The following is a 20108-nucleotide window of genomic DNA, read 5'->3' as shown; positions in this document are numbered from 1 at the left end:
TAAAGCCTAACCAGGAATGATTTACTTGAAATATATCTAGTTGAAATAGACACTGAGATTGAACTGAATCAGGAAAACAGCCTTATTTTCTTGAAAACAAGGCAGAAATAGACTTTAAACTTACAGGCAAGATGCAGATTAGCTTTTGGGCAACCAAATGTAAAATGTAGTACCTACGCCTTCGGTGCTTTCAAAACTGATTTTACCGTGGTGCCATTCTACAATGGTTTTGATGATGGACATACCCAACCCAGTAGATGTCTCGCCTTTTAAACCCGGGCGGCGGGCGGCGGTAAATTTATCAAAGAGGTCTGCATGGTACTTCGCTGGAATTCCCACCCCAGTATCGGCTACTTTCACCAATATGTTCTGCTCCTCTTCTTCCAGGCTAATGGTAATGGAACCTCCATCGGGAGTGAACTTAAGGGCATTGGAAACTAAATTGTTGATGACCTGCAGAAATTTGATGTCATCTACCTGGGCATAGATTTCTTTATTACTTGGCTTGAACTCAATCTTGATGTTCACCAGACTTCCAAGTCCATCATGGTACACCTCCAGCGTTTCCCTGAACTTTTCTACCAGGTTCACCCGCCGGGTGATAACATCTGTGTTAACAGATTCCAGAAATTCCTGATTCATGAACTCCTGCAAAAGGCGTACTCCACTCTGGCTGTTGCGCTCAATAAGGGAAATAAGGTGGTGGGCTTCCTCATCAGCGGAATCTCCTAAGTGTTCGCCAAGTAGTTGGGAAAGACTTCCAATCATCCCAAACGGGCCAGCCAAATCATGAGACAGAATATTCAGAACAGAATTCTTTTTATTGGAATACTTTTTAACATTGTCATTGTAGGTGCGCTGGGCTGTAACGTCCTCTACGTGACCAATGAGAAACCATTGCTCTGGAACTTCTTGTATTAAATTAGCGTGCAGGCACACCCACTGTTCTTCCTGTTGGGGAAGTTGTATCCTAAACTCAAGTTGTGGGCAGGCACCCTGCGTTCTGGGTCTAGCCAGCGTCTCAGATACGTGGCATTGGTCATCTTGATGGACAAGGGCCAGCAGAGAATCTTTAGGTGAATTCTGGGTGGGTAATTGAAACAGGACCTGGAAACGGGGGCTCAGGTAAGTGAATTGCTCTAAGTTGCAGTCATAGGCAAAGTAAGCCTGCTGTGTTTTTTCAACTAAAGCCTCAAATAGAAAGGTGGTATTCATGGTGAAATGCGTAAGAAACGCTATAATCCCGAAGGCCGCCTCTGTTATTGATACAATCTAGAATCCTGTAAAGTTTACTCTATATAATGTATTAAACAAAGCAAATTGTAAGATTCGGGTTTTTATTCTGCAGGAAACAACGTATAAACCTTCTTCCGCCTTTTCAAGTAAAAACAAAAAATCACCTTTTCGCCCGTAAAGACATCTATGGCCCTTATTGATTCACCAGAGAGCATCAATTCCTTTTTTGTAAACCAGGTAAAGGACTATGCTATTTTCGCCACTGATACCAACGGCATTATCACAGCCTGGAACGTAGGGGCTGAACGCTTGAAGGGATATACTGAGGAGGAAATTATTGGCCAGTTCTACGGCATTCTGCATCCTGATGAATACCAAAAGGCTGGTCACCCCCAGCGGGAGTTAGAGTTGGCACTGCAAAATGGCTCCTTTGAAGCCGAAAACTGGCGCAAACGCAAAGACGGCTCACTTTTTTGGGCAACCGTTACGCTTACCCCTATTTTTTCTGAAGACGGGCAGCACATTGGCTTTACTAAGATAACCGGCGACCTCACCAAGCAGAAAGAATTGCAAGACAAACTGGCCGAACGCCAGCAAGATGCCCTGGAGCGCAAAAACAGTGAGTTGGAGAGAACTAACCATGACCTGGATAATTTCATTTACACCGCCTCGCATGACTTACGTTCTCCCATCACTAACATAGAAGCGCTCATAGACCACCTGGAAGACAGGCTACAGGAAGAAAATACCCTTACCTCTGAGACCAAAGAAGTGCTGGAGCGAATCATGGCTTCGGTGAACCGCTTCAAGCGTACCATAGAAGATTTGGCTGCCATAAGCCAGTTGCAGAAAGACACCGCAGAAGACGCTACCGAAGACATTGTCACCAACATACAAGACATCTACGACGATATCATGGCAGACCTGAACTTTCCTGCCAAACTGAAAACTTGTTTTATGAAGACCGATTTTCAGGTGCACCAACTCAGGTTTTCCAAGAAGAACTTTAGAAGCATCTTATACAACCTCATCAGCAACGCTATAAAATACCAGTCCCCAGAACGGGAATGTATCATTGAAATAGATACTTTGTTGCAAGAACCTTACGTGGTGCTGCGTGTCAAAGACAATGGTTTAGGTATAAACGAACGCAACCAGGAGCAATTATTCACTATGTTCCGGCGGTTTCATGACCACGTAGAAGGTTCAGGAGTGGGCCTCTTCATGGTAAAACGGATAGTGGATAACGCAGGCGGAAAAATTGAAGTAGATAGCAAAGAGGGCGAAGGCACTGAGTTCAAAGTTTACCTTAAAGCGGCCATGTAGCATATTCCCGTAAACAAACTACCTTTATTTCGGTTTCACTATCATCAATCACCTACATGCAGGAGCAGAGCACAGTGGTAGCACCCCCAGAAAAAATGCACCAGGTCCAAACCGTGATGGTAGTGGATGACGATGACAATTGGATTTTTGTGTCCAAACTCATCCTGAAGAAAGTTGGGTTTGGAAATAACATCATCACCGCCAAGAACGGTCAGGAAGCACTTACCAAACTTCGGGAATTTGCCGCTGCCCAGGACAACAAACTCCCCGACCTTCTTTTTCTGGACATACGCATGCCCGTAATGGACGGCTTTGAGTTCCTGGAAGAAGCCACCAAGTCAGACGGCGTTGACCTGAGCCACACCAAAGTCTACATGTGCAGCAGTTCGCTTAACCCCATAGACAAAGAAAGAGCCCTCCAATACCCCGTAGCCGGATTTCTCACCAAGCCCCTCACTAAAGAAATTCTGCAAGAGATTCTGGCTTAGATATACTAAAGATTGTAGGGGCAATCCCTTGTGGTTGCCCTTTATATGCTTTGTACTCGTGCAGGTAGGGGCAACCACAAGGATTGCCCCTACCTTTTTGCATACTGTCGCGAGACTCCAGTCTCGTGACTAAGGATGAAGCGAGTCTCCAGACTCGCTGAAAACCACCAGCAACGTCAATTAATACTTATACCACTCTCCCCACTGGTTGCGCAGGTTCTTGCGCATCTCGTTTTCGCGGGCGTTGTTGCCGGGGTTGAAGAAGATGGTGCCTTTGAGTTCTGTTGGCAGAAAATCTTGCGGCACGAAGTTGCCTTCGTAATCATGGGCGTACTTGTACTCGTTTCCGTAGCCAATTTCCTTCATGAGTTTGGTAGGCGCGTTGCGCAGATGCAGCGGCACCGGCGGACTCCCCTGCTCCCGCACCATGGCCCGGGCACTTCTAATGGCTTTGTACGCCGCATTGCTCTTGGGCGAAGTAGCCAGGTAAATAGCGCACTGCGACAAGATAATGTCACACTCGGGGTACCCGATCACGTTCACCGCCTGGAAACACTCGTTTGCCATAATGATAGCCGTAGGGTTGGCGTTGCCGATGTCCTCAGACGCCATGATCAGCATGCGCCGGGCAATAAACTTGGGGTCTTCGCCGCCTTCAATCATGCGGGCGAGCCAGTATATGGTGGCATTGGGGTCTGAACCGCGCATGGATTTGATAAACGCCGAGATGATGTCATAGTGTGCCTCACCGCCTTTGTCATACAAGGCCAGGTTCTGCTGCGCAATCTGCTTCACCATCTCATTGGTGATAACGAGTTTCTCCTGCTGCCCGCTGCCGTCAATCACAATCTCCAGCAGGTTGAGCAATTTACGGGCATCGCCACCCGAGATGGTGAGCAGCGCCTCGTATTCCTGCACCTCAATGTTCTGCTTTTTCAGCACCTCGTCCTCGGTCAAGGCTTTCTGCACCAGTTCCACCAGTTCTTCCTTCTCCAAAGATTTCAGGATGTACACCTGGCAACGGGAAAGCAAGGCGGGAATCACCTCAAACGAAGGGTTCTCAGTAGTAGCACCAATCAAAGTAACCGTCCCTTTTTCCACTGCGCCTAAGAGCGCATCTTGCTGTGATTTATTGAACCGATGGATCTCGTCAATGAACAGCACGGTGCCTTGCCGTTTACGGGCCTGGTCAATCACATCCCTGATGTCTTTCACCCCAGCGTTGATGGCACTCATGGCCACAAATGGTACCTTCAACTGTCCGGCAATAATCCCGGCCAAGGTTGTTTTCCCCACGCCCGGAGGTCCCCAGAAAACCATGGAGGGCACCATGCCCGCCTCAATGTACCGGCGCAATACTCCCTTAGGACCTACTAAATGTTTCTGGCCGGCGTATTGATCAAGGTTATGCGGGCGCATGCGCTCCGGCAATGGGGCTTTGGTAGTTTGGAACATGGAATGCAGATTTCGGGTGGCGGCGTTTCACGGTTTTGAATGATCCGCGAAACAACAGGCAATTTACTTTCTTTCAGTGACTGTTTAGCGCCTGTTTTTCATAAAACAGCCCCAGAACATACTCGTCTGGTAGTGGCCTGATGGATAGCAGTGTTTAGAGACGAAATGGAATTCTGCCTTCGCACCCGCCTGCCCCTGAACCGGTGTCCTTTCACTGCGTATCCAAGAAAGTAAAAGTTTCTGCCTCTAAAACTAATGTAAGATGATCACTACTTCACCCGGACGCACCATTTTACAAGCGGTAGCCGCCTTCACCACCGTGGGTGGTTTCCTGATGGATTGGAACAAAACCCACCTGTTCAACCCCAACTGGACGCCGCACGCCAAGTTTCATGATGCCATGACCATCTTGTCTGGTACCCTGTTAGGTTCCACTAGTCTGTATCTCCTTCAGAAAAAAGACGGCGATCAGGAAATGAATTTAAAAGTAGGGGCCATGCTCCCGGCCATCTTTTACCTGGCTCAAGCCGGAAGTTTCACCTTCCCCGGCGCAGCAGGCATGGATGCCGAGTTCCCCGAAAAAATACCATCGGTGGGTAGAATCAAACTAAACGAAGGTCCTTTTTCTCTGGTGATGCTGGCCGCATTAGGCGCTGGGTACCTGTTAGCAAAGAAAGATTTGAAGTAGGTTGTGATTCTGTTTATAAGGTATTTTGGGCAAAGTAGGCTTTAAAGAGATGTTTCGTTCAAAGCTTACTGCTATTTGGTGCGGTAGCTGCTGCACTTTTATTTGGTTACAGGAAGTTACCTCGTTCCCTGTTAGGTCATGAAAGTCACAGAAATAAATCTGCGCCTCAATAGTATCTATTTTATGCTTAACTCCGGGAAAGTAATGCTAAACAAGATACTCGCTCGCCTCTGGCGAGTGTGAGCTACCTGCGGCGTCCCGCCGCTAAGTAAACATCAAAAAACATAAAGTATCGGCCAGAGGCCGCAGGTAACTCACACTCGCCAGAGGCGAGCGAGGGACTTGTGCTATTCATGAACGAGGGTGTAGTGGCGTTTTAGAAAAGCTTTTCTAGTTCTCCCACAAAATCTTTTCAGCATGTCAAAATGTATTATTTAAACCGTCTACTTACCCAAGGCTGACGGACATACAAAAGATGTCCGTGGCACGTCTGTCTCTGAAATAGCTTTAAAACCACCAGCTACCTCTATCAGGTTATCGAAACCACGGGCTTTCAGGATAGACGCTGCTATCATAGACCTATAGCCACCAGCGCAGTGTACATAAACAGGTTCTGTGTTGGGTATCTCGCTTAAATAGTCATTTAAGGAGCTTAAGGGTACGTTTACAGCTCCCTCCACATGCTCTGCGTCAAATTCACTTGGTTTCCGGACATCTATGATGAATAGCTTTTCTTCTTTAAACTGTTGGGCAAATTCCTGTGCGGAGATGGAGGGCAGGGTCTCCACTTCTTTTCCAGTAGTTTTCCAAGCGTCAACACCTCCTTGCAGGAACCCGAGCGTATGATCATACCCCACGCGGGCCAGGCGGGTCACCACTTCTTCTTCCCGACCAGCATCCGCTACAAAAATAATGGCTTGCTGAATATCGGGGATCAACTCTCCTACCCATGGCGCGAAGCTTCCGTCCAGGCCAATGTTGATGGAATTAGGAATATGCCCCGAGGCGAAATCAGCGGCTTTGCGGGTGTCCAGCACTAATGCTCCGGTTTCGTTCACGGTGGCTTCAAAAGCCTCTGGAGAAAGCGCCCGCAAGCCTTGGGTGAGCACAGTTTCAATGTTGGCGTAGCCCTGCTTGTTCAGTTGCACATTCAAAGGAAAGTAGCTTGGCGGCGGAAGCAAACCACTGGTCACTTCCCTTACAAACTCTTCTTTGGTCATATCGGCCCGCAGGGCATAATTGGTCTGCTTCTGATGCCCCAGCGTATCAAACGTCTCTTTGCTCATGTTCTTCCCGCAGGCCGAACCGGCCCCGTGGGCGGGGTACACCAACACGTCATCTGCCAAGGGCATAATCTTGGTGCGGAGCGAATAAAAAAGTATGCTGGCCAATTGTTCCTGGGTCAGGTCAGATTTTGCGGCCAGATCAGGGCGGCCCACATCGCCAATGAAAAGGGTATCACCGGTGAAGATGGCGTAGTCTTTTCCGGCTTCGTCTTTGAGCAGGTAGGTCACAGATTCCAACGTGTGGCCCGGCGTATGCAGCACCTGAATGGTAACATTACCCACCGTAAGCACCTCTCCGTCCTGCGCTAAATGCGCGTCAAAAGCAGGCTGGGCGGCGGCCCCGAACACAATGGTTGCCCCTGCTGCCTTGGCCAAATCCACGTGTCCTGAGACGAAATCTGCGTGAAAGTGGGTTTCCAGCACATACTTGATGCGGGCCTGGTTTTTCTCCGCTTTCTGAAGGTAGGGTTTGATTTCACGGAGCGGATCAATGATAGCCGCCTCGCCGTTGCTTTCAATGTAATAAGCTCCCTGCGCCAGACAGCCGGTATAAATCTGTTCTACTTTCATGTTCCTTCCATTTAACTGAACAAGCTTTGTTTAAACCTACGCAGGTAACCTTCTGGTTTTATGCCAGAGTATAATTCTCTGTTCAGTATAAGTACTAGCATGTTCAAGGTGACAAAGGTAAAAGATAGTTTGAGCCTTTACATTGCCAATGTGATGGAAATGCTTTGCTGCTGTTTTTGAGAACTCAGGCTTCAAACAAAAATGTTACGTTTTGCTGCTCTACATTAGATGCTGCGCGCTGCCACGTGCGGCCAGTAAGTTTTTCTGTTTTTAACGGCTTTTCCATAAACCGAATTATCTTTCTATTTTCGGCTTCAACCTGAACCATTGTTTATGCTGCTACACGTGTTCCTGCCCTTTTTTCTGGTTCTCACCAACTTCTTTGCGCCTGCGGCACCTCCCCTCACGGGACAGGAAGTTCTGCAGAAAATGCACGACAAGTACCAAGGCAAGTTTAACCCGTACTTCACTTTTGACCAGACGGCAGTAAGTTACAAAAGCCCTACCGACTCCTCATCTGAAGTGTGGCATGAGGCGATCGCATTTCCGGGTAAACTGGTCATTAAGTTTGGGGAGTTTGAGCAGGGGAACGGGGCACTTTACGCGCAAGACAGCCAATATGTGTTCAAAGCTAATGCCTTGCAGCACCGTAGCCGCCGGGTGCATGAAGTATTGGTGCTAGGGTTTGATGTGTACCACCAGCCTGTAGCCCGCACCATAGCCCAGATGCAGGAAGCAGGTTTCGACCTTTCCAAAGTATTCACTACTACCTGGCAGGGCCGAAAAGTTTATGTAGTAGGCGCTACTTCTTTGGCAGAGAAATCAAGCCATTTCATCATTGACCAGGAAAAGCTTTGGGTCCTGAAAACGGTAAGACAAACCGCCGGACGCCAGAACGCAGTAGACTTAAAAGGCTACAAAAAAGTAAAAGAAAACTGGATTGCCACAGACCTCACCTTCTACCTGAACGGCAACAAGACCTTGCATGAAGTGTACTACAACATGCGTTTCCCGGCATCATTACCTACTGAACTTTTCACCGTGGCTGGTTTCAAAGCTGCTCGGTGGTAAGTTCATTTCATGTGCATTTTCCTAAAAACAAGCCCAAAACTCTTTCTTCCATTAACCCCGAACTTACCGTATGGCTACTTCAAAATTGACCCCAGAACAAAACGAGCAGAAGATTGAGAGTTACTTCGCCAGTGCCCCAGAGTATGCGAAAGCCATCTGTGAGAAAATAAGAAGTGCCATAGCCACCGCCGACCCAGAATTGAAAGCCACCTGGAAATGGAGCGTGCCCGTGTACGAGAAAGCCGGTCCGGGTATGGTGTGTGGCCTTGGAATATTCAAGCAGCAGGTGAGTTTGTCTTTCTTTCAGGGCGCGTTGTTGGCAGACCCACACGGCGTCTTCACCAGCAGCACAGATGCCAAAGGCATGCGCAGCATCAAATTCACCAACGCCTCTGAGGTAAACGAAGACCTGCTAGTGGAATACCTGCGGGCAGCCACGCAACTGAAGGCTGGCGCAGCAGCCAAATCAACAGAACGCAGTGTCATTGAAATTCCGGAAGACTTGAAACAAGCTTTAGCCGAGGCGCAGCAACTAGAAAAGTTTGAGCAGATGGCCTACACACACCGCAAAGAATACGTACGCTGGGTCACCGAAGCAAAACGCACTGAAACCAGAGACACCCGTATCTTAAAAACCGTAGAGCGTATTACTGAAGGAAAGAAGTTCAGCTAATTTCCCGTAGCGTTTCTTCTATGTCACACAGGAAGTAGCGGTGATCACCTTGGTGGTATATATCCGTTTCTACCTCTCTGGTATAGCCGCTGACGCTAATTCATTGCTGTGCGTAGAGTTAGCTCCAGCGCTCTACGCACTAACGAACAGCCAATCTCCAGATTGGCGTGAAGGAAAAAGCTATTGGCGCAGACGCTCGCAGGACCTCCAGACACTACGAGGTATTTAAAGCGGTGCCATAGCGGCGGCAAACTAAAACACCACTCCTATTTTAGATGGGGTGCCCGAAGGGAAGGGCGGTAAAAAGTGTTATACAACCTCTACTCCACCACGTGCGCCACAAACTGCGACAAGTTGGTGATGATGCCGCGTTCCCGCCGGAACCCGATGGCGCTGCCTTCACCGGCCCAGAAAACCCCGGCCTGATAGCGGTAGCCCTGTTCATCCTGCGGTAACTCGGCCCAGGCCTGGTAAATGTGGGGCTGGTTGCTGTACTCGCCGGAGGTAGAAGAAACATCTGTATTTTCGCGCACCTGAATATTCTGGCCTTCGCGGCCGAAGAAAGGTTTCTCCACGGCTTTCCCCGAGAAAGAAGTAAACTCGGTGCGCAGCAGCAACGGATGGTACGGAAACTGCTGCCACAACCAGGCCAACATGCCCTTGCTCTGGAAAATAAGCGAATACGCCGGATTAGCGATAATAACGCTCCGCGAATACTGGAGTTCTATGACATCGGTGCAAAGTTCGGGCTCCAGTTGCGCGAACAGTTCCCACGGCACCAGTTTAAACAGGAACGGGAAACGGCGCCACTGCTCGGCCCCAATCTGCGCCCAGATGCCCCGCTCAGCACCCAACGTAGAGACTTCCATTTCTTCTACCGGGCAGATGTGGGTATCAAACCCGGCTTCGCGGGCGGCTTGGGCCAATACTTCGCAGTTGGTGTAGTCTTCTTTGCTTTCGCCCAGGTACACCAGTAACAGCGCGGGTTCCAGTTCGGGGTTGAGGCCTTGCCAGGTACGGAACTGTTCCACCAGCGCTTCATACAATCCGTTAGCTTGCTGGCTTTCGTTTTTACCGGCAGCGGCCAGGCTGGCCCACTGCACCACCGCCGTCTCGGGGATAGAGGTAGCGGTATCGGCGTTGAATTCCAGCAGTTTTATCCCTTCAGGCGTTTGCGCAAAATCAAAGCGGCCGTACAGGTGCCAATGGCGTTCATCGTTCCAGGAGTGCCGCACGGCTTTCCAAACCCGTTCCGGGATTCCCATTTTGCGGAGGAAATCATCGGGCAACTCATCGGGCACAGCTTCTACCATCATTTCATAGAGCGTAGCCGCGGCTTCCAGCAGTTCATCGGCGTCTTTCTGGTTGAGTACCACCGCTTCGCCGGAAAGGTACGTCTGGCACTCTTCTTCAACTACCCACTCCCACCCCATTTGGTGTACCATTTTAGTGACATCGCCGTGGTGCGGCATTAATTTAACCGGAAGTGAGCTGGCTGACATAGAAGTGAACGTCTTGAATTAAAGGGTAGAAAGATTAGTTGAAACAACGTGTTTTGAAGCTGCTTTCCAGAAAACAGCCCTACTACAGGAAGGTTAAAGAAATAGAATGCCCTGGCCGGAATCTGCTTAAGACCCAAATCCGCTGGATCTTCCGCCAAATGTACCGGAACGGCTGCTACTAGGTCTGCTGGAGCGGATATTTCCGGTGGAAGTGGCCGGACGGCTGTATTGACCGGTAGTTCCTCTGAACGCCGAGGCGCCTCTGGAACGTTCGGCGTAGGTTTGCCGGCGCCAGGCATCGGTACGACGCATGGTAGAAGGATTGGAGTAATACGCCGGGTTAGGATTCATCATGCGACCGGCCATATACCCAATGCTGCTCCACATCAGCACGTTCATCATGCTAAAGCCAGTTCCGTTATGCGGATTTGCCTGAGAGTATTGCTGCATACGGCGCTCCAATTCCAGGCCTTGCAGCGTATCTACTTTTCCGTCATTGTGCTTTAGTATGGCCATCACCTGACCTGCTTCGGCTGGGCGCTCATCTGTGATTTTCCAGTTATCTGGGCTCACCTCGGTCATTTCAGTGATCACGCCCTGGCTGTATTGCGGGGCATTTTCCCCGGCGTTCCACTCGGTGGAGGTTTGGTCTTGTGAAGAGCGGTTGTCTGAACAGGAAGCCAACCCAAGGCACGCAGCGGCGCTCACCAACAGCACGTTGCGCGAGAAATCACCAATGAGGAAGTAACGCTTTTTCATAATAAATTGAATACGATGCCAATTCTGGCGTGTTTTTAGTAAAGTAAGCCTGAAACGCAACTACAGGATTAGTCGCCTATTACGCGGTTTTATTACTCCCAAAGCGGATAATGCTCCAGATTTACCTTCTTCTGAAAGAAAAGCTGGGTGGAAGCTTCAAACGAGGCAGTATAGTCAGAAACGTAGAAGTGGGACTCTCCCTGTAAACGGGTAGAGGCTATTCCCAATTGCGTCAAGACGGTTCCCACGTGCCGCGCCACCAGTTCTGAGGCATCAAGCACTTCTACTTTTCCCTTGTAATACGCAGTTATCTGTTCTTTGATTAAGGGGTAATGGGTGCAGCCCAGAATCAAGGCCTCTATTCCGTCCAGCGTTGGGTCAGAGAGGTACGTTTGGATGACACTCTCTGAAATGGTGTTGTTAAAGAAGCCCTCCTCAATCATAGGAGCCAGCAAAGGCGTGGCCAAAGACTTCAGCCGGATGCTGGCGTTCAGGTCATCTATCTTCTTTTTATAGACATTGGAGTTTACGGTTTGCTTGGTCCCAATCAGGCCCACGGTTCTCTGTGAAAATCTTTCGCCCACAAACTGCACCACGGGGTCTATTACGTTCAGGACATGCGCTTTACTGCCCACATACTCCCGTACTAACTCATAGGCTGCCGCCGAAGCAGAATTGCACGCGATCAGAATTATTTTACAATTCTGCTTTATCAGCAAATCGCATATTTTTACGGAATAAGCCTGTATAGCGGCGGTTGATTTATCGCCGTAAGGCAGGTGGGCAGTGTCACCAAAATACACCAATTGCTCCTGGGGCAAATGTGCTTTAATAGCCTTAGCAACCGTTAAACCGCCTATTCCGCTATCAAACACGCCAATGGGCCGCTCCTTGTTTTCTGCTTTTATCATCACTATACACTAAGGCCAGATGATACAAAAACAGACCATCCGTAAAAACACCTATATTATTATAATACAAAATTAAAATGGACTTTATTGCAACCATCTAAAATATGGTGGCGTAAAAGACCATACAAGTTGAAACTAAAAAAGGAGGAATAAAAATGAAAGTATTATCAACCCGTGCCCACGGGATCATGGATTACCTGGTGGGTTTAGTATTAATCGCTGCTCCGTTTATCCTTGACTTTGACAGAGGAGGAGCCGAAACTTGGGTACCTGTAATTGTTGGTGCCGTTATTATCTTACAAAACCTGATGACTAACTGGGAAGTAGGCGTTTTCAGAGCTATGTCTGCGAACATGCACTTGAACATGGATTACCTGATTGGTATTTTCTTAGCCGCTTCCCCTTGGATCTTCAATTTTGATGAATATGTGTACCTGCCACATTTAATTGTAGGTATTGTTATTTTGTTGCAAGCCATGATGACCAGGGTTGTTCCTGATCATGGAGCGGTTACAAACCGTAGCATGCACCACGGCCACTCCCACTAAGGGAATGCCTTAATAAGCTAGCATGCCAATGAAAAAGGCCGGGTTGTCCCCGGCCTTTTTTGTGTTCTATCATTTTTACCAGAACGGGCTCTGGTATACGCTTTTCTGTTTGCGTACCTTTGCCCCATGAATTACCTTTCAGCAGACTCTATCTCTAAAAGTTACGGCGACCGCTGGCTTTTTCAGAACCTTATATTCGGCATTAACCGCGGCCAACGCATTGCGCTCATTGGTGCCAACGGCGCCGGCAAAACTACGCTTCTTCAGATATTAGCGGGCACCGTTCCGCCAGACAATGGTACCGTAAGCGTGCGCAAAGGCATACGCGTGGGTTATCTGTGGCAGCAGCCCGAGTTTCCGGCGGGAGCATCGGTACAGGAAGCCATTTTCTCGGGCCAGACCGAAGTCCTGGATGCCATCAGAGATTACGAAGCTTGCCTGGAAGACCCTAACACGTCAGACAAACGTATGCAACAGGTGATGGAGCGCATGGAAACCCTACACGCCTGGGAATATGAAGTTCGTACCAAACAGATCTTAGGCAAACTGGGCATCCAGAACCTGGAGGTACAGGTAGAACACCTTTCCGGCGGACAGAAGAAACGCGTAGCCATGGCCCGCGTGCTCATTGAAGAACCAGATCTATTGATTCTGGATGAGCCTACTAACCATTTGGACCTGGAAACCATTGAGTGGTTTGAAAACCTGCTCACCACCGAGCAGACCACGCTCCTGATGGTCACCCACGACCGTTATTTCCTGGACCAGGTAGCCAATGAAATTGCTGAATTAGATAGAGGCCAAGTCTATACCTACAAAGGCAACTACAGCTATTACGTAGAGAAAAAGGCCGAGCAGGAAGAAGCCAACGCCGCCGAAATGGGCAAGGCCAAGCAACTGTTGAAGAAAGAACTGGAGTGGATGCGCAAGCAGCCCCGCGCCCGAGGCACCAAGTCTAAGTCACGAGTTGATGCTTTTTACGACCTCAAAGACAAGACCTCGCAGAAAGACACCCGCACTTCCCTGGAACTGTCGGTGAAGAGCACGCGGCAGGGAAACCAGATTTTGGAGATTGACCACCTGAGCAAACGCTTCGGGGAGAAGGTGGTGCTGGATGATTTCAGCTACATTTTCCGGAAGAAAGACCGCGTGGGCATTGTAGGCCCCAACGGCGCAGGCAAAACTACCTTCCTGAACATGCTCACCGGCCGTTTAGCGCCTGACAGCGGCGAAATTATTGCGGGCCAAACCACCGTGTTCGGTTACTATACCCAATCAGAGCTTACCTTCAATGAAAACCAGCGGGTCATTGACGTAGTCAAAGAAGTGGCCGAAGTGGTGGAAACCGGCAACGGCGAGGTGATCACGGCCAGCCAGTTCCTGCAGCACTTCCAGTTCCCGCCAGCCCAGCAATACACGTTTGTAAGCAAGCTTAGCGGTGGCGAGAAACGGAGGCTACAGTTATTGCGTGTCCTGATCAAGAATCCCAACTTCCTCATCCTGGATGAGCCCACCAATGACCTGGATATCCAAACCCTGAACATTCTGGAGGATTTCCTTTTGAACTTCGGCGGCTCCCTGCTGATCGTATCCCACGACCGTTACTTCATGGACCGATTGGTTGAACACTTATTCGTGTTTGAAGAAAACGGCCACCTACGGGATTTCCCGGGTAACTACACAGACTACCGTGAGTGGGCCAAAGAACGCGAGAATATAAAGCTAGATGAGGTAAAACCCATTGCCAAACCTGTTTCTGCGGCTACTCCCACTCCTGCTGCCCCGGTAGCAGAAGCTACTCCCAAAAGAAAAGCCTCTTTCAAAGAAAAGCAGGAGTACGAGCGCTTGGAGAAGGAAATAGAGCAATTGGAAGCCGAAAAAGACACGCTAACGGAAGAAATGAATTCCGGCATTACTGATCATAAACGCCTAGCAGAATTGGCTCAACGCATCAAAGACATCAACTCGGCAGTAGAAACCAAAACCGAACGGTGGCTAGAATTGGCTGAGTTTGTCTAGGTTTTTCAGTATCAAGTAGTGCGTATCACGACTGAAGACTTGGTTTTAAGCCTGTTTTCACTGAATCAAGCTTAAAAGGAGGGAAACTCAAGAATTGGAAGGGCCTTTTCTACCAGTACTTTTGAGTTATACTGTACTTGTTTTTCCACGCGTTTCGTCCCCCTTTGAAGGGGGTAGGGAGATGATTACTTGTGCTGATCTGGCGTTCCAGAGATATTTATGGCGCGGAAGTTACTTCCGTGACTTACTTAGTTTCCAAAAGTCACGGAAGTAACTTCCGCGCCATAGAAGATTTTTCATAGCTGCTTATTTTGGGTCTTCAACTTGCCTTATCATCCCCCACCTCCCTTCAAAGGGGGACAATCAGCAATGCGTGCTCTCCTTTGTAAACACCCCTCTTCGTAGCTGCGCTCGCTGCCTCAAACTCACGTTTGGGCAATCCTCAAGGGGAGAATTTGTTTACAGAAGCGTGTTTACCTAAATACGTGGTTTCGTTTCTGCGAAACGAGGGTAGTATGAGACTACCCATTACCTGTAGACACGAATCTGGAGACTCGTGCCAGTGAAAAGTAGAAAAGCAGAGCGGCCTGGAAGAAAACTCTTCCAGGCCGCTCTGCTTTTATCGTGCTACGTGATATGCGTTACTTGCTACTCAATACACGTTGGGTTTGCGCTGGTAGCTGAAGGAGAAACCTACTTTCTGCGGGGTGCTCACCTGCTGTTCCTCCAGCTTCTGCTTCACGGTGATCTTCCTGATTTCCTCCACGTCTGGGGCGATCAGGTCATTGTTCACCGAGGCAACCATGGCGCTTTCTATGAATACCTTCAGGGTATCTTCATTGATGACATTTTTGGCCATGTCGTTATAGGTAAGGTCCAACTGCTTCACTCCCTCCAGGTAGAAGTGGTTTTCAATGTTAATGAGTACCCGGCCCAGCAGGTAGCCCGGGTCGTTTAAGCGGTTATACTTGATGGAATCGGCCATGAAGTTATAGGCCATGATGTGCCCGAAGAACCTACGCCGGAAATCTTCTTCCACGTAGCGGCTTTTCATCAATTCATGATCTTCTGGCAGCGTGATTACGTTGGAGTGCATGATAAACATGAGCAAATCGCCAGAGAATTTGATATGGAACTCAAAATCATTGATGCTCCGGTATTCAATCAAAACGCTGGCGTCTACCTCATTGATGCGCTTTCTTAGATTCTCTACCAGCTCAATGGAGCAGCTTCTGAGTTTCTCGAAGACTTCACGGGTATTTCTGAAAATTGTCTGTTTGGTGGTTGACTTCTGCCGTAAACCTTCAAAAATGGTCTCAATTCTATCTTCCATGGTGTACCGTTTCGTAAGACATATTCCTGCGCCAATGCAGACAAAGTATCTTTACTAGTACTTTCCGCAACGCGTTTTAGTTATTTATTTTCTAAGTTGGCCGGGAAGATAAGTCCTTTTTGAGCAAGTTCCTGCAACGCCACGGCCGTGAGGCCAGCTCTTTCCTGCAAAACCTGCCAGGTATGTTGCCCTAAAGTTGGTGGCGAAGAAATGGGCAAGCTTTCTGAAAAAGGACCCGAAAACGCGATTTGCCGCACGCCACCAGGTTGCTCTTCTTCGTTTCTCAACAACTGGGACTGCACCAAAGGCTGTGCCAATGCCTCTGGCACGTTGTGTACTGCCCCGGCAGGAACATGGCGTTTGGTAAATTCCTGCAGTAACGCTTGCTGCGGAAAACCAGCTATTAAGACCTGTAGCTCTTCAAGCAAAGATTCCCGGTGAAGAACCCGCTGGCGGTTGGTGCTGTACTTAGCTTCTTCGGCTAGGTCAGGTGCTTCCAAAATCTGGCAAAGCGCTTGGAACTGCCGGTCATCGCCTATAGCCAGTACAATCTCTTTGTCATCAGATGTCCGGAAGATGGTGCCGTACGGGACAATGTTAGGATGTTCAGACCCCATCCTTTGCGGCGCCACCCCTGCCACCAGGTAATTAGTAGCCTGATTTGCGAGGGAAGCCACCGCAGATTTCAACAGTGATACCTCCAGGTACTGCCCCTGCCCTGTCTTCTCTCTTCGGTAAAGCCCCGCCAACAGCCCCTCCTTTAATTGGTGCGCTGCCATCAAGTCTATGAGCGCGACCGGCATTTTAACGGGCGGACCGCCTTTCTCACCGTTCAGGTACATGAAACCCGCTTCGGCTTGTAACACCGCATCATACCCCGCTCCTGGCACCTCACTCCCGTAACCGGTAATATGGCCGTACAGTATTTTCGGGTTGATTTTGGAAAAGGAGGCATAATCCATCTTCAGCTTTTCGGCATCGCCGGGCTTGAAACTGGCCAGGACAATGTCAGTTTTGCGGATGATCTTGTAAATCAATTCTTGCCCCTCTTGGGCAGCCAGATCCAGGCAAACGGACTTCTTCCCCCAGTTCGCCGCTGCAAAGTAGGCCGATACGGTTTCTTCCGGGTTTTCTGAAGGCAGTTTCCACCGACGGGTTACGTCTCCCCAGCTTTTGGGGCTTTCAATTTTCAGCACTTCGGCTCCCAGTTCTGCGAAGAACTGCCCTACGCTGGGCCCGGCCAAGACACTGGCGAACTCCACTACCAGCAAATCATGAAAAAGACCTTTACCTGCTTGCATCTGTTTGGCGACTGTTTTCCCAAAAATGGGCAAAAAAGAGCGAACCAAAAATTTATAACCCTTTGCGAATAGGGCAAAAAAGAAGCAGGCAGCGACCAAAGATCGCTGCCTGCTTAGCATCCTATCAATCCAGTTCTTCTTACCGAACCATGATCCGTTGTGTGCTGCTCTGGCCGTTGGCCGTTACAGAGATCATGTAGATGCCGGCTTTCAAATTTAATCCAGTCAGGTTCAAGTCGTGCTCTGCACTAACGTTTGCTGCTTCTTGTGAGTAAAGTACTCTTCCGCTCATGTCTGTCAGGCGAATAGTGGCGTTTCCGTCTACTTGCTGCTGGAAGCGGAGGCTCACTTTACCATCTGTTACCGGGTTAGGGTACACGCTCATGGCGGTGCTGCTAGCTGAACCAGTGTGGCTTACGGCAATTACTTTGGAGTACTCAGACTTGCCATCAAAGTCTACTTGTTTCAGGCGGTAGTACACGGTTCCGGAGGCGGCGCTGCGGTCTGTGTAAGCGTAGTCAATCAAAGCAGTAGAGTTACCGTTACCTTTTACTTCGCCCACTTTCTTGAACTCTTTGCCGTTGGCGCTGCGCTCAATCTCAAAGCGGTCGTTGTTGATTTCAGAAGCAGTGCTCCAGGCCAGTTCTACAGAACCATTGCGTGACGCACCATCAAATCTGGTCAAGGTTACTGGCAGTGGCCCGCCGGGGGCATCGTTTACCTTGAATGATAACGTCTTACTTCCTACACACTCCCCATCAATAGCTAGTACAGTCACGGTATAACTTCCTAATTGGTATTCTTCTAATACAGTCGAAATGGTTATAAAATCTAAACCCTGATCTAATACTATGTAATTATTTTCGGGAAGAGTAAAGCCAAAGTCATATTGCACCCCATCCTTGGGATTAGTTACTCTAAAAGTGACTTCTTCTTGTATGTTAACAAATTCAGTTGGCCCTTCCAAACTCACTTCTGGAATTGTGCAGACAACCGGAGGACAAGTGCCCACAGGTATTATCTTACATATGGCCTCAACACCACAAGTACTAGCATTTGTAGCTACTATTGTGAAAGGAAGTTGTGTTATATCCTCATCAATATCTACAACTCTTACATATACGTAACCATACCCTTGCGTAACAACCTCAACTCCGTAGGGAAGAATGAACTCATATCTAATTCTTTTCTTAGGATCGGGATTTGTGTCTGGATTTACAATTGATAACTTGTAAACACCACCTTCACATATATTCTCTGGTACATCTACTGTCAGTGCTGGTTCAGGGCAAGCTGCCCCCCCTTCCAAGACTATTTCTATCTGACCAGTATTACTCCCACAAATTCTTGGATCCCTATCAGATATTGTACTTACACTTAGCTCTACCACTTCTGCATCCGCACCGGCTTTTGCTATCAAACGATTCGTTCCATATCCATCAACTACTTTCCAACCCGGAGCATACCAATCATACGCATACTCTTTTTGATCTCGGTTTTGACTCGTAGTCGCAGTAAATATTACTACATCACCAACATTATATTTTGTTTTCCCTTCTGAAACATTTTGTGCAGTAATATTTACCGTTATTTCATCACCTAAGTAAGTAGCTTTACTTTTTACAACGGTCTTTTGACAAGTATTGTCGTTGGTTTTAGCTTCTACCGTGGCAGTGATTGTTCCAGATACATCTCCCACTTTTACCCATACTTCATTTATTGGAGTATCTGATGTTGAAACATTTTCCCAGTTAGAACCTAAGCCATCAGATCCAGTTGTCGGTATTGTCCACGTGATAGAAGTATATGTAACGCCAAATTTATTTGGAAGAACGTATTTAATTATTTCTCCAGGACAAGGATCCGTAGGTCCCACAATATTTGGTAGAGAAATAGCACAAGCTAATGGCGTAATAGTTTTGCTTACCGCTGAGATAGTTTTGCTTTCTGTTGTGGCTTCACCTGAAAGAGCAGAAATAGCAGCTTGATCTACGTTGAAACCTACAAATCCCAAGCCACCTTTAGTCGAATTAACCGCAACATGTATCCTGCTCATAGTTGCAGCCTCATCTCTACTGAGTATCAGCTCTATTGTCTCTGAATAATTCTTCTTTTTACTATTAGGCACTGCGCCGCCTACTGCTTGAAATCTCACAGCATGTTTTGCATAAGCACCAAAAGTGTTTGATGGGATCTTTTTAGTGGTACTTATCCTATATTTTTTCCCACCTTTTGTATCTTTGTTGTCTTTACCTTTCTCTCCTTTTTGTGAAGTATATGTACCAATTGGAGCAATTATACTACCACTATCTGGTAATTGGATGTAAATATCTTCTATATTATCATCTGAACTTGAAGTAATAACAAACTTCAGCCTAACTAAAGCATCATTTTTCTTGGCTCCAAAGCCTGAAGCTTTCAAGGGCGGCAAAAACCGGACATTAATTTGGTTATTAGCAGTTTGATTTTGACTATTGCCCTGCGCTTGGGCGACTTGCGTAAAGCCCAAAAGGACAAGCATAAGGGTACTAACCCATGAAAGTACAGTTCTTTTCATGATAAATAAATAATTCTGGATTGGATTGTAAAAGGGACGTAGTAATTCAATCACCCTGGTACGCAGGGAGTGGGAGAGGGTAAAAAAGAGAGCAACATTATAAACTAATCTATAATGGTTTGCTTCTTAAAAGGATTAATGCGGGGTAAGTATAGCTATTATCATATGTATTATTTCCGTTAAAGATTCACACTCTTGAATATCTTCTATTAGCTATTCGTATACTGCTTAACGAGAGGAAAGATTTTCGGTTACACTGAAATTGTATTTTCAATTCTAAGGTACGGGATTTTCTTTTATAAATTCTAATAAAAACTGGAAAATAAATATACAAACCCCGTTTTAGACGCTTTCAGCTTAATATAAAATTATAAATATATTATAT

The 20108-nt window shown here is 47.9% G+C and carries 16 protein-coding genes; 7 read left to right on the top strand and 9 right to left on the bottom strand.

Annotated features, from left to right (window positions below):
* Positions 1-138: 138 nt before the first annotated feature.
* Complete coding sequence (locus ACY0JR_RS14520) at positions 139-1215, bottom strand: sensor histidine kinase (RefSeq protein WP_462634830.1); 1077 nt, start codon at positions 1213-1215, stop codon at positions 139-141.
* A 207-nt stretch (positions 1216-1422) separates the two neighbouring features.
* Between ACY0JR_RS14520 and ACY0JR_RS14515 the strand changes: the two genes are divergently transcribed.
* Positions 1423-2562, top strand: coding sequence for a sensor histidine kinase (locus ACY0JR_RS14515; protein ID WP_462634829.1), 1140 nt, complete (start codon positions 1423-1425; stop codon positions 2560-2562).
* Between the two features lie 95 nt (positions 2563-2657).
* On the top strand, positions 2658-3050 hold the full coding sequence (locus ACY0JR_RS14510) for a response regulator (RefSeq protein ID WP_462634828.1): 393 nt from the start codon (positions 2658-2660) through the stop codon (positions 3048-3050).
* Positions 3051-3230: 180 nt separating this feature from the next.
* Here ACY0JR_RS14510 and ACY0JR_RS14505 read toward each other — a convergent pair whose 3' ends face one another.
* Positions 3231-4505, bottom strand: coding sequence for a replication-associated recombination protein A (locus ACY0JR_RS14505; RefSeq protein ID WP_462634826.1), 1275 nt, complete (start codon positions 4503-4505; stop codon positions 3231-3233).
* 262 nt (positions 4506-4767) lie between these two features.
* On the opposite strand from ACY0JR_RS14505, the gene ACY0JR_RS14500 reads away from it, so the two are divergent.
* Entirely contained in the window at positions 4768-5193 is a 426-nt protein-coding gene (locus tag ACY0JR_RS14500) for a DUF6640 family protein (protein ID WP_462634825.1), read from the top strand.
* A 443-nt stretch (positions 5194-5636) separates the two neighbouring features.
* On the opposite strand, the gene ACY0JR_RS14495 is transcribed toward ACY0JR_RS14500, so the two are convergent.
* Complete coding sequence (locus ACY0JR_RS14495) at positions 5637-7049, bottom strand: MBL fold metallo-hydrolase (protein WP_462634824.1); 1413 nt, start codon at positions 7047-7049, stop codon at positions 5637-5639.
* Positions 7050-7382: 333 nt separating this feature from the next.
* Between ACY0JR_RS14495 and ACY0JR_RS14490 the strand changes: the two genes are divergently transcribed.
* Both ACY0JR_RS14490 and ACY0JR_RS14485 read left to right on the top strand, forming a co-directional pair.
* Positions 7383-8120 carry a LolA-like protein gene (locus ACY0JR_RS14490; RefSeq protein ID WP_462634823.1) on the top strand — a complete coding sequence of 246 codons (738 nt, stop codon included), beginning with the start codon at positions 7383-7385 and terminating at the stop codon, positions 8118-8120.
* 70 nt (positions 8121-8190) lie between these two features.
* Positions 8191-8793: a DUF1801 domain-containing protein gene (locus ACY0JR_RS14485; protein WP_462634822.1), complete on the top strand. Its 603-nt coding sequence runs from the start codon at positions 8191-8193 to the stop codon at positions 8791-8793.
* A gap of 320 nt (positions 8794-9113) precedes the next feature.
* On the opposite strand, the gene ACY0JR_RS14480 is transcribed toward ACY0JR_RS14485, so the two are convergent.
* The 3 genes from ACY0JR_RS14480 to murI form a co-directional block, all read right to left on the bottom strand.
* Entirely contained in the window at positions 9114-10295 is a 1182-nt protein-coding gene (locus ACY0JR_RS14480; protein WP_462634821.1) for a glutathionylspermidine synthase family protein, read from the bottom strand.
* Positions 10296-10421: 126 nt separating this feature from the next.
* Complete coding sequence (locus ACY0JR_RS14475) at positions 10422-11054, bottom strand: hypothetical protein (protein WP_462634820.1); 633 nt, start codon at positions 11052-11054, stop codon at positions 10422-10424.
* Between the two features lie 92 nt (positions 11055-11146).
* Positions 11147-11965 (bottom strand): glutamate racemase, encoded by an 819-nt coding sequence (gene murI, locus ACY0JR_RS14470; RefSeq protein ID WP_462634819.1) that lies wholly within the window; start codon positions 11963-11965, stop codon positions 11147-11149.
* A 155-nt stretch (positions 11966-12120) separates the two neighbouring features.
* Between murI and ACY0JR_RS14465 the strand changes: the two genes are divergently transcribed.
* Together ACY0JR_RS14465 and ACY0JR_RS14460 are read left to right on the top strand one after the other, a co-directional pair.
* Positions 12121-12513, top strand: coding sequence for an SPW repeat domain-containing protein (locus ACY0JR_RS14465; RefSeq protein ID WP_462634818.1), 393 nt, complete (start codon positions 12121-12123; stop codon positions 12511-12513).
* Between the two features lie 126 nt (positions 12514-12639).
* Entirely contained in the window at positions 12640-14532 is a 1893-nt protein-coding gene (locus ACY0JR_RS14460) for an ATP-binding cassette domain-containing protein (protein WP_462634817.1), read from the top strand.
* Positions 14533-15184: 652 nt separating this feature from the next.
* Here ACY0JR_RS14460 and ACY0JR_RS14455 read toward each other — a convergent pair.
* The 3 genes from ACY0JR_RS14455 to ACY0JR_RS14445 all read right to left on the bottom strand — a co-directional run bounded on the left by ACY0JR_RS14455 (position 15185) and on the right by ACY0JR_RS14445 (position 19723).
* Positions 15185-15865 carry a hypothetical protein gene (locus ACY0JR_RS14455; protein ID WP_462634816.1) on the bottom strand — a complete coding sequence of 227 codons (681 nt, stop codon included), beginning with the start codon at positions 15863-15865 and terminating at the stop codon, positions 15185-15187.
* Positions 15866-15945: 80 nt separating this feature from the next.
* A complete protein-coding gene (locus ACY0JR_RS14450) occupies positions 15946-17166 on the bottom strand; it encodes a CaiB/BaiF CoA transferase family protein (RefSeq protein WP_462634815.1) in 1221 nt (406 codons plus the stop codon).
* Positions 17167-17305: 139 nt separating this feature from the next.
* Positions 17306-19723 carry a T9SS type A sorting domain-containing protein gene (locus tag ACY0JR_RS14445; protein ID WP_462634814.1) on the bottom strand — a complete coding sequence of 806 codons (2418 nt, stop codon included), beginning with the start codon at positions 19721-19723 and terminating at the stop codon, positions 17306-17308.
* Positions 19724-20108 lie beyond the last annotated feature (385 nt).

The organism is Rufibacter sp. JT3400010, from assembly GCF_054956755.1.
This window is presented reverse-complemented; position numbering and strand designations above follow the sequence as displayed.

What these genes read in the sequence shown, in the direction of transcription:
- ACY0JR_RS14520 (WP_462634830.1), bottom strand. Translation starts at nt 1,215, where the DNA reads ATGAATACCACCTTTCTATTTGAGGCTTTAGTTGAAAAAACACAGCAG.
- ACY0JR_RS14515 (WP_462634829.1), top strand. Translation starts at nt 1,423, where the DNA reads ATGGCCCTTATTGATTCACCAGAGAGCATCAATTCCTTTTTTGTAAAC.
- ACY0JR_RS14510 (WP_462634828.1), top strand. Translation starts at nt 2,658, where the DNA reads ATGCACCAGGTCCAAACCGTGATGGTAGTGGATGACGATGACAATTGG.
- ACY0JR_RS14505 (WP_462634826.1), bottom strand. Translation starts at nt 4,505, where the DNA reads ATGTTCCAAACTACCAAAGCCCCATTGCCGGAGCGCATGCGCCCGCAT.
- ACY0JR_RS14500 (WP_462634825.1), top strand. Translation starts at nt 4,768, where the DNA reads ATGATCACTACTTCACCCGGACGCACCATTTTACAAGCGGTAGCCGCC.
- ACY0JR_RS14495 (WP_462634824.1), bottom strand. Translation starts at nt 7,049, where the DNA reads ATGAAAGTAGAACAGATTTATACCGGCTGTCTGGCGCAGGGAGCTTAT.
- ACY0JR_RS14490 (WP_462634823.1), top strand. Translation starts at nt 7,383, where the DNA reads ATGCTGCTACACGTGTTCCTGCCCTTTTTTCTGGTTCTCACCAACTTC.
- ACY0JR_RS14485 (WP_462634822.1), top strand. Translation starts at nt 8,191, where the DNA reads ATGGCTACTTCAAAATTGACCCCAGAACAAAACGAGCAGAAGATTGAG.
- ACY0JR_RS14480 (WP_462634821.1), bottom strand. Translation starts at nt 10,295, where the DNA reads ATGTCAGCCAGCTCACTTCCGGTTAAATTAATGCCGCACCACGGCGAT.
- ACY0JR_RS14475 (WP_462634820.1), bottom strand. Translation starts at nt 11,054, where the DNA reads ATGAAAAAGCGTTACTTCCTCATTGGTGATTTCTCGCGCAACGTGCTG.
- murI (WP_462634819.1), bottom strand. Translation starts at nt 11,965, where the DNA reads ATGATAAAAGCAGAAAACAAGGAGCGGCCCATTGGCGTGTTTGATAGC.
- ACY0JR_RS14465 (WP_462634818.1), top strand. Translation starts at nt 12,121, where the DNA reads ATGAAAGTATTATCAACCCGTGCCCACGGGATCATGGATTACCTGGTG.
- ACY0JR_RS14460 (WP_462634817.1), top strand. Translation starts at nt 12,640, where the DNA reads ATGAATTACCTTTCAGCAGACTCTATCTCTAAAAGTTACGGCGACCGC.
- ACY0JR_RS14455 (WP_462634816.1), bottom strand. Translation starts at nt 15,865, where the DNA reads ATGGAAGATAGAATTGAGACCATTTTTGAAGGTTTACGGCAGAAGTCA.
- ACY0JR_RS14450 (WP_462634815.1), bottom strand. Translation starts at nt 17,166, where the DNA reads ATGCAAGCAGGTAAAGGTCTTTTTCATGATTTGCTGGTAGTGGAGTTC.
- ACY0JR_RS14445 (WP_462634814.1), bottom strand. Translation starts at nt 19,723, where the DNA reads ATGAAAAGAACTGTACTTTCATGGGTTAGTACCCTTATGCTTGTCCTT.